This is a genomic window from Streptomyces sp. NPDC000410 (genome assembly GCF_040300305.1).
Classification (GTDB): Bacteria; Actinomycetota; Actinomycetes; order Streptomycetales; family Streptomycetaceae; genus Streptomyces.
The window spans coordinates 195,925-209,366 of sequence record NZ_JBEPDM010000003.1 but is presented as its reverse complement, the minus strand read 5'-3'; the positions used below and the strand labels follow the sequence as shown (position 1 = coordinate 209,366).

Annotated in this window: 14 protein-coding genes; 8 read left to right on the top strand and 6 right to left on the bottom strand. The window is 69.2% G+C overall.

The genetic code is table 11. The annotated features are described in order from the left end of the window. Positions 1–60: 60 nt before the first annotated feature. Together ABT342_RS06345 and ABT342_RS06340 are read left to right on the top strand one after the other, a co-directional pair. The gene (locus ABT342_RS06345) at positions 61–693 is read left to right on the top strand and encodes an HAD family hydrolase (protein ID WP_351567793.1); all 633 of its coding nucleotides are present in this window, start codon (positions 61–63) and stop codon (positions 691–693) included. A 186-nt stretch (positions 694–879) separates the two neighbouring features. Beyond that, positions 880–2,409: a globin domain-containing protein gene (locus ABT342_RS06340; RefSeq protein ID WP_351567790.1), complete on the top strand. Its 1,530-nt coding sequence runs from the start codon at positions 880–882 to the stop codon at positions 2,407–2,409. Between the two features lie 17 nt (positions 2,410–2,426). Here the strand turns inward: ABT342_RS06340 and ABT342_RS06335 are convergent, their stop codons facing one another. From ABT342_RS06335 to ABT342_RS06320, 4 genes are all read right to left on the bottom strand, one after another. Then, positions 2,427–2,906, bottom strand: coding sequence for an NUDIX domain-containing protein (locus ABT342_RS06335; protein WP_351567787.1), 480 nt, complete (start codon positions 2,904–2,906; stop codon positions 2,427–2,429). A 119-nt stretch (positions 2,907–3,025) separates the two neighbouring features. Further along, complete coding sequence (locus tag ABT342_RS06330; protein WP_351567784.1) at positions 3,026–3,922, bottom strand: LysR family transcriptional regulator; 897 nt, start codon at positions 3,920–3,922, stop codon at positions 3,026–3,028. 147 nt (positions 3,923–4,069) lie between these two features. Beyond that, complete coding sequence (locus ABT342_RS06325) at positions 4,070–5,191, bottom strand: cystathionine gamma-lyase (protein ID WP_351567781.1); 1,122 nt, start codon at positions 5,189–5,191, stop codon at positions 4,070–4,072. 4 nt (positions 5,192–5,195) lie between these two features. Then, positions 5,196–5,576, bottom strand: a complete 381-nt coding sequence (locus ABT342_RS06320; RefSeq protein ID WP_351567778.1) for a phage holin family protein — start codon at positions 5,574–5,576, stop codon at positions 5,196–5,198. A gap of 51 nt (positions 5,577–5,627) precedes the next feature. On the opposite strand from ABT342_RS06320, the gene ABT342_RS06315 reads away from it, so the two are divergent. The 4 genes from ABT342_RS06315 to ABT342_RS06300 all read left to right on the top strand — a co-directional run bounded on the left by ABT342_RS06315 (position 5,628) and on the right by ABT342_RS06300 (position 8,033). Continuing rightward, a complete protein-coding gene (locus ABT342_RS06315; RefSeq protein WP_351567775.1) occupies positions 5,628–5,945 on the top strand; it encodes a cupin domain-containing protein in 318 nt (105 codons plus the stop codon). Positions 5,946–6,083: 138 nt separating this feature from the next. Further along, a complete protein-coding gene (locus ABT342_RS06310) occupies positions 6,084–6,296 on the top strand; it encodes a DUF5326 family protein (protein WP_351568145.1) in 213 nt (70 codons plus the stop codon). 446 nt (positions 6,297–6,742) lie between these two features. Continuing rightward, complete coding sequence (locus ABT342_RS06305; RefSeq protein WP_351568142.1) at positions 6,743–7,480, top strand: IclR family transcriptional regulator; 738 nt, start codon at positions 6,743–6,745, stop codon at positions 7,478–7,480. A 100-nt stretch (positions 7,481–7,580) separates the two neighbouring features. After that, positions 7,581–8,033 carry an SsgA family sporulation/cell division regulator gene (locus tag ABT342_RS06300; protein ID WP_351567773.1) on the top strand — a complete coding sequence of 151 codons (453 nt, stop codon included), beginning with the start codon at positions 7,581–7,583 and terminating at the stop codon, positions 8,031–8,033. A 65-nt stretch (positions 8,034–8,098) separates the two neighbouring features. On the opposite strand, the gene ABT342_RS06295 is transcribed toward ABT342_RS06300, so the two are convergent. Further along, positions 8,099–9,469, bottom strand: coding sequence for a YibE/F family protein (locus ABT342_RS06295; RefSeq protein ID WP_351567770.1), 1,371 nt, complete (start codon positions 9,467–9,469; stop codon positions 8,099–8,101). A gap of 196 nt (positions 9,470–9,665) precedes the next feature. Between ABT342_RS06295 and thiC the strand changes: the two genes are divergently transcribed. Further along, positions 9,666–11,441, top strand: coding sequence for a phosphomethylpyrimidine synthase ThiC (gene thiC, locus ABT342_RS06290; protein ID WP_351567767.1), 1,776 nt, complete (start codon positions 9,666–9,668; stop codon positions 11,439–11,441). Positions 11,442–11,609: 168 nt separating this feature from the next. On the opposite strand, the gene ABT342_RS06285 is transcribed toward thiC, so the two are convergent. Further along, a complete protein-coding gene (locus ABT342_RS06285; protein ID WP_351567764.1) occupies positions 11,610–12,242 on the bottom strand; it encodes a ScbR family autoregulator-binding transcription factor in 633 nt (210 codons plus the stop codon). A 151-nt stretch (positions 12,243–12,393) separates the two neighbouring features. Between ABT342_RS06285 and ABT342_RS06280 the strand changes: the two genes are divergently transcribed. Continuing rightward, the gene (locus tag ABT342_RS06280) at positions 12,394–13,413 is read left to right on the top strand and encodes a ScbA/BarX family gamma-butyrolactone biosynthesis protein (protein WP_351567761.1); all 1,020 of its coding nucleotides are present in this window, start codon (positions 12,394–12,396) and stop codon (positions 13,411–13,413) included. Positions 13,414–13,442 lie beyond the last annotated feature (29 nt).

Sequence of the window (13,442 nt, the reverse complement as noted above, 5' to 3'; positions counted from 1 at the left end):
GGCGCCCGCCGCCTCCGCGTCTGACAGCGGGAGTAACCGCACGTACTAACCTCGGCGTACATGGCGAGACTGCATCTCTTCGACCTTGATGGAACCCTGATCCGCGGCTCGGCGGCCGCCGTGGAGATCTCCCGGCAACTGGGGCTCTCCGAGGAGATCGCCGCACTGGAGCGCGACTTCCTCCTGCGTGCGCTGACACCGGATGAATTCGCTGTGCGGGCCCGGGATCTGTGGGGGGACCTCACTCAGGCCCAGTTGGCGGCGGCATTCGACGGGGCTCCCTGGATGAGTGGAATCCGTGAGGTGTGGGCCGATATCCGGGGCCATGGTGACTACTGTGCCGTCATATCCCTCTCGCCTGATTTCTTCGTCGAGAGATTGTTGTCATGGGGTGCGCACGCTGCGCACGGCTCACGTTGGCCGTCCGTTCCGTTCAAGGAACCGGTAGACAGATCGGGCATTCTCGACGCCGCCGCGAAAGTGAAGATCGCGAACCGGCTCTGTGCAGAGTTCGGGGTGAGCATGGACGACTGCGTCGCCTATGGTGATTCGATGTCCGACGCGCAGATCTTTGGAGAGGTGCCCGTTGCGGTGGCGGTGAATGCGGACCATCATCTCTCCGGGCTCGCCACGCATGCCTATACCGGGAGTGATCTGCGAGAGGCCTACGAACTGGTTCGATACCGCCGATAGTTCGGCAGCCCGCCGGGGCGGGCGCTTGGGCAATGTCACAATCCAGTCCCACTCGCCCCGATTGCCGGTGCGGCAAAGGTTAATGTGGGTCGGCAGTGTTCCTGAGACAGAGTGGGGAATTAAGGCGCGTTCCGGGCCAGCGGAAGTGCGCAGACCGACCGAAAGATGTTCGAGGCGAGGCACATAATGGACGCTCCGACCACCACGTCGGCCGGCAGTGGCACTTCAGGCGAGAACGGCGCGAACCGCGCGAATGTCGATCATGGCCCGCGTGGCGGGAACGGCGGAGGCGGCTGGTTCACCCCTCGTAAGCGGAACGGCTCGGGAGGCCCGGCACCCCATACGGGCGGCGGAGCCCCAGGCGGTGCGGGCGACGGCCGAATAGCGCCGCCGAGCAGGCCTGTCGCACCCATACGTCCGGTCGGCACCGGCGCGGACAGAGCCTCCGCGGCACCGCCGCGCGCGAACCGTGCCCCCGCGGAGCCCGCACCCCCCGTCCAGCGAGCCGCGCCGCCCCAGGGCTTCGAGCCTCCGGCCGCAGCAGCAGCACCACCAGCAGCGGCACCGGCGGCCCCGGAGCCCCCGGCCCCCCGCGAGGACCCTCATGCGTCCCCGGACGCGATCCTCATCAGGCGGACCATGGCGGAGATCGGCCCGGTCGCCGACAAGGTCACCGCCTACTTCTACGCCCTGCTCTTCGTCCGCCACCCCGAGGTGCGCCCGCTCTTCCCCGCGGCCATGGACACCCAGCGGGACCGGCTGCTCAAGGCGCTGCTGACCGCCGCCGAGCACATGGACAACACCCCCGTGCTCGTCGAGTACCTCCAGGCGCTGGGCCGGGGGCACCGCAAGTACGGGACCGAGCCCGCGCACTACCCCGCCGTGGGAGAGGCGCTGATCGGCGCGCTCAGCCGATACGCCACGACCACCTGGGACGACGAGACCGAGGCCGCCTGGGTCCGTACGTACACGACGATCTCGCAGGTCATGATCGACTCGGCCGCGGAGAACGAGCGGCACGCGCCGGCCTGGTGGCATGCCGAGGTGGTCTCGCACGACCTCAGGACGCCCGACATCGCGGTGATCACCGTCCGTCCCGACCAGCCGTACCCCTTCCTGGCGGGGCAGTACACGAGCCTGGAGACACCGTGGTGGCCGCGGATCTGGCGGCACTACTCCTTCGCGGGCGCTCCGCGCTCCGACGGGCTGCTGTCCTTCCACGTCAAGGCGATTCCGGCGGGCTGGGTCTCCAACGCCCTGGTTCACCACGCCCGCCCCGGTGACGTCCTGCGGCTCGGCCCGCCCGCGGGCTCCATGACCGTCGACCACACCAGCGACAGCGGTCTGCTCTGTCTGGGCGGCGGCACCGGCATCGCGCCGATCAAGGCGCTGGTCGAGGACGTCGCCGAGCACGGCGAGCGCCGGTCCGTCCAGGTCTTCTACGGGGCGCGCAGCGACCACGACCTCTACGACATCGACACGATGCTGCGGCTCCAGCAGAGCCACCCCTGGCTCCAGGTGCGGCCCGTCGTCGACGGCAAGGCGCAGCTGCCCGACGCCGTGCGCGAGTTCGGTCCGTGGCACGAGTACGACGCGTACGTCTCCGGCCCGGTCGGGATGATCCGCAGCGGCGTGGACGCGCTCAGGCGGGTCGGCGTTCCCTACGAGCGGATCCGGCACGACTCACTGGAAGAGCTGGTCGCGGCGGCGGACTAGGGGGTCGGCCTTTCGGATCAGCCCAGGTCGGGGGCGTGCATGGCGCGTACGCCTTCGATATTGCCGTCCAGGTAGTGCCGCAGCGACAGCGGTACGAGATGGACGGCGGCGATCCCGACCCGGCTGAAGGGCACCCGTACGATCTCGTACTCGCCGCAGGGCTCGTCCACCTCGGGGCCGTGCCGCCGTGACTCGTCCATCGAGGCCAGCCGGCAGACGAAGAAGTGCTGCACCTTCACGCCCGAGACGCCGCCGTCCACGATGTGCTCGACGGTGTCGACGAAACAGGGCACCACATCGGTGATCTTGGCGCCGAGCTCCTCGTCGACCTCGCGGTGGAGGGCTTCGACGACGGTGGCGTCGTCGGGCTCGACCCCGCCGCCGGGCGTGAGCCAGTACGGATCCATGCCGGGCTTGGTCCGCTTGATCAGGACGAGGTCGTCCCCGTCGAGCAGGATGGCGCGTGCGGTGCGCTTGACCACTGGCCGTTCGGTCATGGCAAGAGAGTGGCCCACGAGGCCGCTCCTGAAACTCCCTGCGACCCGATGGCAACCGGACAGCAACCCGACGGGAACCGGACAGGCACCGGGCGGGAACCGCAAGGCGGGCGCGGCGGTCACCAGTCGGCGGCCGCGCGGAGCAGCCATTCATGTGCCCGCGCGATGTGCGGGAGCGCGAGCGTTCCGGTGCGCACCACCAGGAAATAGGTGCGCAGCGGCGGCACCGGAGGGTCGAGCAGCGCCACCAGCCGCCCGCTCTCCAGTGCGCCTTCGCACAGGTAGCGCGGCAGCACGGCCAGTCCGGCGCCGGAGGCGGCCGATTCCAGGACGGCCCGCAGATCCGGTGCGATGACGGTGCCCGCCGCGGCCGGCCGGCTGTCGAAGACGGCGGCCCAGTAGCGGGAGACGAACGGGAGGGACTCGTGAACCTCGACCACCGGCAGCTGCTCCAGCACCACGGAACCCTTGCGCAACAGCACCCCGGGGCCCAGCCGCGCGGCCCAGCGCGGCGCGGCGACCAGGACGTGCTCCTCGTCGCAGAGCGGAGTGGACGACAGGAGCCCACCGCGCGGGCGGGCCGTCGTGATGGCCAGATCGTGATGGCCGGCGGCCAGCCCGGCGAGGGTGTCCTCGGAGTTTCCGACGAAGGAGGCACGTAACGCGAGGCCCTGCGAGATCAGCGGGGTGAGCGTCGGCAGCGCGCGTACGGAGGTGAACTCGGGTGGTCCGGCGAGGTGCAGGGTGCGGACGCCCGCCTCCTCGTCCAGCCCGGCCTCGGCGATCTCGACCAGGGCGTCCAGATGGGGGGCCGCACGGTGCGCGAGTTCGTCGCCGACGGTCGTGGGGGTGACGCCGCGCGCCTGCCGCAGGAAGAGCGGCCGCCCCAACTGCCGCTCCAGTGTCCGGATCTGGCTGGTGACCGCGGGCTGGGAGAGTCCGAGCAGTGCGGCGGCGCGGGTGAACGAGCCGGCCCGGTGCACCGTGATGAATGTGCGCAGCAAGGCCAGGTCCATCGTCCAACTATAAATAAGTCGATAGGTCGCTGTCGCTGGTGTGATTGGACACTGACGCAGAGTCAACTAGCCTTGTTCGAGCGGTTCTCCGCGCGTGGAACCGGGGCGGTCCGAGCCATGAGGGGGGAGGCTCGGACCGCCCCGCCCTCAGGCTGCTGCGGCGTCCAGTGCGCGCAGCACGTCCGCCACCAGATCCTCGGCGTCCTCGGCGCCGGCCGAGAAGCGGATGAAGCCTTCCGGTACGGCATCGCCGCCCCACCGGCCGCGTCTCTCGGCGCTGGAACGGACGCTTCCGAAGCTCGTCGCGTCATCGACGAGACGCAGCTCCGCGAGGAAACGCTCGGCGTGCGCGCGGTCCGGCAGGACGAAGGAGACCACCGATCCGAAGCGGCGCATCTGCGCCGCCGCGACCTGGTGCGAGGGGTCGTCGGGCAGTCCCGGATAGCGCAGTCCGGTCACCTCGGCGCGTACGGCCAGCGCCTCGGCGATGGCCAGGGCGTTCGCGCACTGGCGGTCGGCCCGCAGTTGCAGGGTGGCCAGCGACCGGTGCGCCAGCCAGGCCTCCATCGGGCCGGGGATGGCGCCGACGACCTTGCGCCAGTGCCGTACCCGGGCGGAGAGGGAGGCGTCACGGCAGACCACATAGCCGAGCAGCAGATCTCCGTGCCCGGTCAGCCCCTTGGTGCCGCTGGCCACCACGAAGTCCGCACCCAGCTCCAGCGGCCGCTGGCCGAGCGGCGTCGCGAGCGTGTTGTCGACCGCGACGAGCGCGCCGCCGGCGTGCGCCGCGTCCACGAGCCGCCGTACGTCGCACACGTCCAGCCCGGGGTTGGACGGCGTCTCGATCCACAGCAGCTTCGCGCCGTCGAGGACGGCGAGCTGCGCATCGCCCCTGGTCGGCGCGGTGCGTACCGCGACGCCGTACGCCTCCAGCTGCTCCCGCACCAGCGGCAGCGCCTGATAGCCGTCGTCCGGGAGCACGACCGTGTCGCCCGCCCGTACCTGGGACAGCAGCACCGCGGAGACGGCGGCCATCCCGGAGGCGAAGACGACGGTCTCCACCTCGGCCCCGGGGGCCTCCAGTTCACCGATGGCCCGCTCCAGCAGCGTCCACGTGGGGTTGGAGTCCCGGCCGTAGGTGTACGGGCCCGTCGGTTCGCCCGGCAGGTGGTAGTGCGCGGCGAAGACCGGGCCGGGCAGCGTCGGTTCGTACGTGCGCGCTTCGGGCAGTCCGGCCCGTATCGCCCTGGTGCCGTCGCCGTCGGTCATGGGCTCAGCCCCTGTCATCGGGCAGCACGACGTTCAGCGCCCAGGACACGACGGAGATGATCAGGCCGCCGAGCACGGCCGTCCAGAAGCCCTCGACATGGAAGCCGACGTCCAGCAGGTCGGCGATCCAGGAGGTCAGCAGCAGCATCAGGGCGTTGACCACCAGCGTGATCAGCCCGAGGGTGAGGATGAAGAGCGGGAGCGTCAGCAACTTCACGATGGGTTTTACCAGGAAGTTCACCAGGCCGAAAAGCAGTGCGACGACGATCAGCGTCAGCACCTTCTCGCCGGTGTTGTCACCGGTGAGCGTGATGTCCTGGATCAGCCAGATCGCGACGGCCAGGGCCCCGGCGTTCGCGATCGTCTTGACTAGGAAATTCTTCATGTGTCTGATCGTGGCAGACGAGATCGGATCAAGGGCAGGGGCGGACGGACGATGAAGGCATTCCGACTGGACGAGCTGGAGGCGGAGCGCGCCGCCAACGACGGTGCGTACCTGCAGTTCCTGCGTGAGCGGAACATGTCGGCCGGGCTGTACGCGCTGGACGCCGGTGAGCTGGACACTCAGCAGCCGCACGGCCAGGACGAGATCTACTTCGTCGTCAGCGGCCGCGCCGCGATCACGGTGGGGATGGAGACGACGCAGGTCGGGCGGGGCAGCGTCGTCTACGTACCCGCCGGAGTGGCCCACAAGTTCCACCACATCACCGAGGATCTGCGGGTGCTGGTCGTCTTCTCTCCACCCGAGAGCTGAGCGGCCGCCCCGCGATTCCCTAGGGGACGGTTCAGGGGAGTCCAAGGGCTGCGCGGGGCCCGGCGGGCGGGCTGCCCCTCTAGCATCGAAGACGGAACATCGGAGAAGGACACCGAGAAGCGAGGTAGGGCGATGGCGGTGCGGGAGATACTCGCGGGGATGCCGTGGTGGGTGAAGTGGGTCGCGATTCCCTTGATCGCCATCGTCGTATTCGGCGGACTGATCGCCACGGTGGTCGGGTTTGTGATCGGACTCCTCTTCAAGGTGTTGGTGTTCGCGGCCCTCGTGGGTGGACTTGTTTACGTCGTACGGAAGTTCACGTCCTCGTCCTCATCGCGCGGCGATTGGTAGCGGCGTACGCACGTTAGCCCGCCCGGGGGAACGGCGAACCGGAAACCACTGGCCGCACAGGGGCTGCCATTAGAGTGGCAAACGTCTGCCGCCCCCTGGGAATCATGGGAAATCGTGGGTCGACGATCGCCGTGAACAGCGGTTTGTACGACTTCACGATCTGCTTCTCGATCGACTTCCCGATCCCTTTCCCGGTCTGTTTCCCGAAATGCTTCCGGGCCCGGCCCCGGAAGCGCGGGAATCATCCTCAGGAGCGCGGCGGGCGCGCGGGGGCGGCCCCCGCAGGCGGGCGCGCCGCCCGTCACCACGCCTGGGGGTGACCTTTGGCCACAGCTACGGCTCCGAGCACCGCTTTCGCTTCCGTCACTACTACTGCCACGGCTCCGATTGCCGCTTCCGCTGACACTTCTGCCGCTACTTCTGCTTCGGCTACCCCGACGCCCACTCTGATCGGATCCGTCCAGCGGGCGCTGCGGCTGCTGGAGGCCGTGAACTCGCATGCGGACGGAGCCCCCGCCAAGCAGCTCGCACGCGAAGCGGGCCTGCCGCTTCCCACCGCGTACCACCTGCTGCGGACCCTGACGCACGAGGGGTATCTGCGGCGCGAGAGAGGCGTGTTCGTCCTTGGTGAAGCAGCGGTGCGGCTCGCGGGCGGCGGAGCGCTGCAGAATCGTCGCAGCAAGATCGAGGACTCTCTGGCGCACTGGCGTGACGCGATCGGGGTGCCCGTCTACTTCGCCGTCTACCGCGAGGGTGAGATCGAGCTCGTCGCTGTTGCCGACACCCCCTACGCGCCGGCGGTGGACGAGTGGGCCGACTTCCGGGAGACGGGGCACGCCCACGCGCTCGGTCAGTGTCTGCTGAGCCAGCTCGACGAACAGGCCCGGAAGGATCACCTCCGCCGCCATCCCGTACAGACGATCACGCCTCATACGGTGCGCGACCGGCGCACCCTGCTGGAGCGGCTGGGCGCGATGGGCCGGATGCAGCCGGTCGTCGAGCGCCAGGAATACGCACTCGGAACGGTATGCGCGGCTATTCCGATCACGGCCGGTTCCACCGCGGCCGCCATGGCGATTTCTCTCCCCCTGCATCAGGAAGATCGATTGCTTCCCGCAGTCGAACAGCTACGTAGTGGCATCGGAAGTCTGCTCAGTTCGTTCGCGTTCTCTATCAGTATCTGAAAAATCACTCCTTGTGATCTGCTAGCGCGTGCAGCACGATGGCGTCAAGAGGGCCTAGGGGGATCATTCCTGGCCGTTTTCATCTACTGCGGGGTACACGATGCGTGAGTCGGTTCAGGCCGAGGTCCTGATGAGCTTCCTCGTTTCCGAGGAGCTCTCATTCCGGATCCCGGTGGAACTCCGGTACGAGACAGGAGATCCCTACGCGGTCCGGATGACCTTCCACCTGCCCGGCGACGCGCCCGTGACCTGGGTCTTCGGCCGTGAGCTGCTGCTCGACGGCATCAACGGGCCCAGCGGGGACGGTGATGTCCACATCGCGCCGACCCAGCCCGAAAGGCTGTCCGATGTCTCCATCCGACTCCAGGTCGGCGTGGACAGGGCGCTGTTCCGGGCGAGCGCCCCGCCCCTGGTGGCGTTCCTCGACCGGACGGACAAGCTGGTCCCGCTGGGGCAGGAGCGGGCGCTCGGAGACTTCGAGGACCACCTGGAGGCCGCGCTCGGGCGCATCCTCGCCGAGCAGAGCGCCGGCGCGGAGGAGAACGCGGGCTAAGGCCGGGGGCCGGGGCGACGGGCGAGGGTCGAAGGCCGAGGGCCGAAGGTTGGGGGCCGGGGTGGTTACTTCGCGCGCCGGCGGCGGCCCCTGCCGCCGCTCGCCGGGGCCACCGGCGCGGCCGCCGCGGCGGAGGCCGGCCGGTCGGCGGACACGACCAGGGCCGCCAGCGCCGTGGTCACCGGCACCGAGGCGACCAGGCCGATCGACCCGACCAGGGTCCGTACGATCTCCTCAGCCACCAGCTCGCTGTTGGCCACCGTCCCCACACTGGACTGCGCGATCGAGAACAGCAGGAGCAGGGGCAGCGCCGCGCCCGCGTAGGCGAGCACGAGCGTGTTGACGACCGACGCGATGTGGTCCCGGCCGATCCGGATACCGGCCTGGTAGAGGGCGCGCGGGCCCATCGCCGGGTCCGCCTGGTGCAGCTCCCAGACCGCGGAGGTCTGGGTCACCGTCACATCGTCGAGCACACCGAGCGAACCGATGATCACGCCTGCCAGCAGCAGACCGGACATGTCGATGTTGGGATACAGGCCGTGAATCAGGCCCGTGTTGTCGTCCGTGTTCCCGCTCAGTGAGGCCCAGCCGATGAAGAGCGAGCCCAGCAGTCCGATCAGCATCAACGAGATGAGCGTGCCGATCACCGCGACCGAGGTGCGGGCGGACAGGCCGTGACACATGTAGAGCGCGATCAGCATGATCGCGCTCGCCCCGACCACCGCGACGACCAGCGGATTCGACCCCTGGAGGATCGCGGGCAGGATGAACAGGGTCAGTACGGCGAAGCTGAGGGCGAGCGAGATCAGGGCCATCACACCGCGCATCCGTCCCACCAGGACGACCGCGAGGGCGAAGATCCCGGCGAGCAGCGCCATCGGGACCTCCCGGTTCACATCCGTCACCGAGTACTGCAGGTCGCGGGGCGCGTCGGGGGCGTACGCGACCACCACCCCCTGGCCCTGGCCGAGCCGCCGCGGCGCATCGGGCTGCACGATCTCGGTGAACGTACGGCCCTTGTCCTTACCGGTGGTGACCTCGATGGTCGCCTTCCCGCACTTCCCCTGCTGGGAGTTGACCGCTTCGCGCCCCTCAGGGGTCGAGGTGTCCCCCGTCGGCGGCACCTGTCCGACGTTCACGTCCGCGCAGTCGACCTGCACGACCTTGACGACCCGCCCCTCCTCGGTCTGCCGGTCGAAGCCGACGCCGGTGCGCTCGTGGCCGGGGACACCGCCCGGCCAGAGCACGACGAGACCCACCACGACCGCGGTGGCGAAAGGAATCACCACCGCGGCGATGACGCGTCTCAGATGCCGGGACACGGGCGCGGCCGGCCCATGCCCGTGCGAGTGGACATGGGCCTGGCCGGCCGCATGGTCATCCGCGCTTCCGGCCTGGTGGCCGCCCGGTTCTGGCGTCTGCTGGGAGGAAGTCACCGCCTGATCATCGCAAGAACGGGAGGGGCCCACTGTTCAGCGCGCCCGGTGGGGCGCTAGCGTGGGGGCACTTTGCACACGCGGGAGCTCGGAGCACCGGGCTGAGAGGGCGCTGACCTTCGTACATCCGTACGGGACACGCTGCGCCGACCGCCGAACCTGTTACCGGGTAATGCCGGCGTAGGGAGTAGGTCTCATGACCACATCGGACACGCGCACGCCTGCCTCCACGACGGAGGACGGGAAGTCCATCGGCTGGCACAAGGGATACGTCGAGGGCTCCCGCCCCGACATCCGGGTGCCGGTCCGGCAGGTGCACCTCACCAATGGCAAGGACGTGACGCTGTACGACACGTCCGGTCCGTACACCGACCCGAACATCGAGACCGACGTCCGCCGCGGTCTTCCGCCGCTGCGGGAGAACTGGATCATCGGCCGTGGCGACACGGAGGAGTACGCGGGCCGTCCCGTGCGCCCCGAGGACGACGGCATCAAGCACACCTCGCCGCGCGGCGGGCTGCGCAACCTCGACGCGGTCTTCCCCGGCCGCCCCCGCCAGCCCCGCCGCGGCCGCGACGGACAGGCGGTGACGCAGCTCGCGTACGCCCGCCGGGGCGAGATCACGCCGGAGATGGAGTACGTCGCGCTCCGCGAGAACGTCTCCCCCGAGGTCGTCCGCGAGGAGATCGCCGCGGGCCGCGCCGTGCTGCCGGCGAACATCAACCACCCGGAGATCGAGCCGATGATCATCGGCAAGAAGTTCCTGGTGAAGGTCAACGCCAACATCGGCAACTCCGCGGTGACCTCCTCCATCGAGGAGGAGGTGGAGAAGATGACCTGGGCCACCCGCTGGGGCGCCGACACGGTCATGGACCTCTCCACCGGCCGCAACATCCACACCACGCGGGAATGGGTGCTGCGCAACTCCCCCGTGCCGATCGGCACCGTTCCGCTCTACCAGGCGCTGGAGAAGGTGGACGGTCGCGCCGAGGAGCTGACCTGGGAGATCTACAAGGACACGGTCATCGAGCAGGCCGAACAGGGCGTCGACTACATGACGGTCCACGCGGGCGTGCTGCTGCGCTACGTGCCGCTGACGGCCCGGCGCAAGACCGGCATCGTCTCGCGCGGTGGCTCGATCATGGCCGCGTGGTGCCTCGCGCACCACAAGGAATCGTTCCTGTACGAGAACTTCGAGGAGCTCTGCGAGATCCTCGCGGCGTACGACGTGACGTACTCGCTCGGCGACGGCCTGCGGCCCGGCTCGATCGCGGACGCCAACGACGAGGCGCAGTTCGCCGAGTTGAAGACCCTCGGGGAACTCAACACGATCGCCAAGCGTCATAACGTGCAGACGATGATCGAGGGCCCGGGACACGTCCCGATGCACAAGATCAAGGAGAACATCGACCTCCAGCAGGAGATCTGCGAAGAGGCGCCCTTCTACACCCTGGGGCCCCTGACGACCGATGTGGCGCCCGCGTACGACCACATCACCTCCGGCATCGGTGCCGCCATGATCGCCTGGTGGGGTACGGCGATGCTCTGCTACGTCACGCCCAAGGAGCACCTGGGCCTGCCGAACCGGGACGACGTCAAGACCGGCGTCATCACCTACAAGATCGCGGCACACGCCGCCGATCTCGCCAAGGGGCACCCGGGCGCGCAGGAGTGGGACGACGCCCTCTCCGACGCGCGCTTCGAGTTCCGCTGGGAGGATCAGTTCAACCTGGCCCTGGACCCGGACACGGCACGGGAGTTCCACGACGAGACGCTGCCTGCCGAGCCGGCGAAGACCGCGCACTTCTGCTCGATGTGCGGTCCGAAGTTCTGTTCGATGAAGATCTCCCAGGACATCCGGCGTGAGCACGGTGGGGACCTCAAGTCGGAGGAGATCCAGGCGGGTATGGCGGAGAAGTCCGCCGAGTTCGCGGCGGCCGGCAACCGGGTGTATCTGCCGCTGGCCGACTGAGCCGACTGAGCCGACTCAGCTGGTCGAGCTGGTCGAGCCGGCCCAGCAGGCCAGAGCCGGCTGACCGGCTTGTCGGCTGTACGGCTGAGTCGTACGGCTGAGCCGTACGAGAGAGTTGCACGGGAGAGTGCCCCCGGCCCATAGGTCGGGGGCACCGCACGTGGGGGGTCACGTGGCCGTGACGCCGCGGAAGATGATGTCCCGCAACTCCGTGTAGCGCTCTATGAGATCGGCGCGCCCGGTCAGGATGTCGGAGATGTGCTGGGTGCCGAAGAAGGCTGCGACGATGACCCGGGCGAGGGCGGCGGGGTCGGTGTCGGGGCGCAGCTGGCCGGCTTCGAGGGCCTCGGTGGCGAGGCCGGTGAGCAGTTCCAGCCAGCCCACGTACGGCGTGGGCAGATCGGTGCCGATCAGGGAGCGTTCGATCTGCAGACGGGCTCCCGCCTGGACCATCGTGTCGCTGCGGAAGGCTTCGGCGGCTCCGTCCAGGACGGCCAGGAGGGTCTCCAGCGGGGTGAGTCCCCGGGCGCGTACCTCGGCGATCATCGGAACCCAGTGCGCGTAGTGCTCCTGGACGACGGCGACGGCGAGTGCTTCCTTGTTGGTGTAGTGGAAGTAGACGGCGCCCTTGGTCATGGCGGCGCCGTCGGCCACGTCCTGCAGGGACACCGAGGGATACCCGCGCTCCGCGAAGATCTCCGCGGCCACCTGGAGGATGTGGGCCCTGGTGCGCCGGGCGCGTTCCTGCTTCGGTGCACGGGGCTGCTGTTTCTCCGCGGACGGCCTGTTCGTCGTGGGCACCACCGTTTCTCCTTTCATCCGGGCACCCTCGTGGGATGGTGAGGGCCTTCCTATCGTCGCGCCTTGCAATATACATTCGGGAAGGTATATTTTCATTCCGCCAATCGGATGTGTGATTCCACCTGGTGGAATCTTGTTGGGGGGACCCGCCATGTCGATCAGCACGCCGCCCGCTCGTACCCGCTCCGCCGCCGTCCCGGGGCAGGAGTACGCACACCTGAAGTTCGAGCAGACCGTTCCGCGTTCGCTGGTCCACCGGGCCTGCGTGAGCGAGGTCTTCCTGACCGACGGATGCCGGGTGGACGGCGAGCGCGTCTACGTGGCCGCCCAATGGCCGCGCAGCCACGCGCTCTTCCAGCCGGATGCCGACGGGGGCAGCGACCCGGTACTGCTGGTGGAGACCGTGAGACAGGCGGCCATCTACGTGGCCCACCGCTTCCACGCGGTACCGCTCGAGCACCGCTTCATATTCTGCGACCTCGACTTCGGCATCGAGGACCTGGCGGCGCTGCGGGTGACCGACACGCCCCTGAGCGTCGTGCTGGACGCGTCCTTCCGGCCCGAGGCCAACCGTTCCTCCAAGCGGCTCGGTGCCCGCTTCGACGCCGTGCTCCACATCGGCGGACGGCGCTGTGCCCGCGCCTCGGTACGGCTGCTCGCCGTGGGTGAGCAGCTCTACTCCGTGCTGCGCCACCGCGGTCAGGCTCCGGAGGCGCCGGCGCCCGCCCCGCAGGGCGAGCCGCACCCGGCCGCGGCTCCGCTGCTTTCGGCGGCCCGGGTCGGGCAGGTACGCGCGGAGAACGTCCTGATCGGCGCGGGGCCCGCCGTCGGCACCTACCGTCTGCACCTCGACCCCCACCACCCCGGTTACTTCGAGCACGCCTGCGACCATGTGCCGGGCATGGCGCTGGTCGAGGCCTTTCGCCAGGCCTCGTACAACGTACTCCTCGAGGAGCGGGGCCATGACCCGCACGTACTGATGTCCTCCGCCGTCGACTTCGATGCTTTCGGGGAGCTCGACGCCCCGGTCAGCGTCGTTGTCGAAGCCATTGAAGCCGAAGACGAAGGCCCGCGCCTCGTCCGGCTGGTCGCCGTCCAGGGCACCCGCACCCTCGCCAGGTCCACCTGCCGGTACGAGCGGCACGGCGCGGTGGCCGGCCGTGCGCACTGAGCACGTACGCACCACGCACGTACGCACCG

What these genes read in the sequence shown, in the direction of transcription:
- ABT342_RS06345 (WP_351567793.1), top strand. Translation starts at nt 61, where the DNA reads ATGGCGAGACTGCATCTCTTCGACCTTGATGGAACCCTGATCCGCGGC.
- ABT342_RS06340 (WP_351567790.1), top strand. Translation starts at nt 880, where the DNA reads ATGGACGCTCCGACCACCACGTCGGCCGGCAGTGGCACTTCAGGCGAG.
- ABT342_RS06335 (WP_351567787.1), bottom strand. Translation starts at nt 2,906, where the DNA reads ATGACCGAACGGCCAGTGGTCAAGCGCACCGCACGCGCCATCCTGCTC.
- ABT342_RS06330 (WP_351567784.1), bottom strand. Translation starts at nt 3,922, where the DNA reads ATGGACCTGGCCTTGCTGCGCACATTCATCACGGTGCACCGGGCCGGC.
- ABT342_RS06325 (WP_351567781.1), bottom strand. Translation starts at nt 5,191, where the DNA reads ATGACCGACGGCGACGGCACCAGGGCGATACGGGCCGGACTGCCCGAA.
- ABT342_RS06320 (WP_351567778.1), bottom strand. Translation starts at nt 5,576, where the DNA reads ATGAAGAATTTCCTAGTCAAGACGATCGCGAACGCCGGGGCCCTGGCC.
- ABT342_RS06315 (WP_351567775.1), top strand. Translation starts at nt 5,628, where the DNA reads ATGAAGGCATTCCGACTGGACGAGCTGGAGGCGGAGCGCGCCGCCAAC.
- ABT342_RS06300 (WP_351567773.1), top strand. Translation starts at nt 7,581, where the DNA reads ATGCGTGAGTCGGTTCAGGCCGAGGTCCTGATGAGCTTCCTCGTTTCC.
- thiC (WP_351567767.1), top strand. Translation starts at nt 9,666, where the DNA reads ATGACCACATCGGACACGCGCACGCCTGCCTCCACGACGGAGGACGGG.
- ABT342_RS06280 (WP_351567761.1), top strand. Translation starts at nt 12,394, where the DNA reads ATGTCGATCAGCACGCCGCCCGCTCGTACCCGCTCCGCCGCCGTCCCG.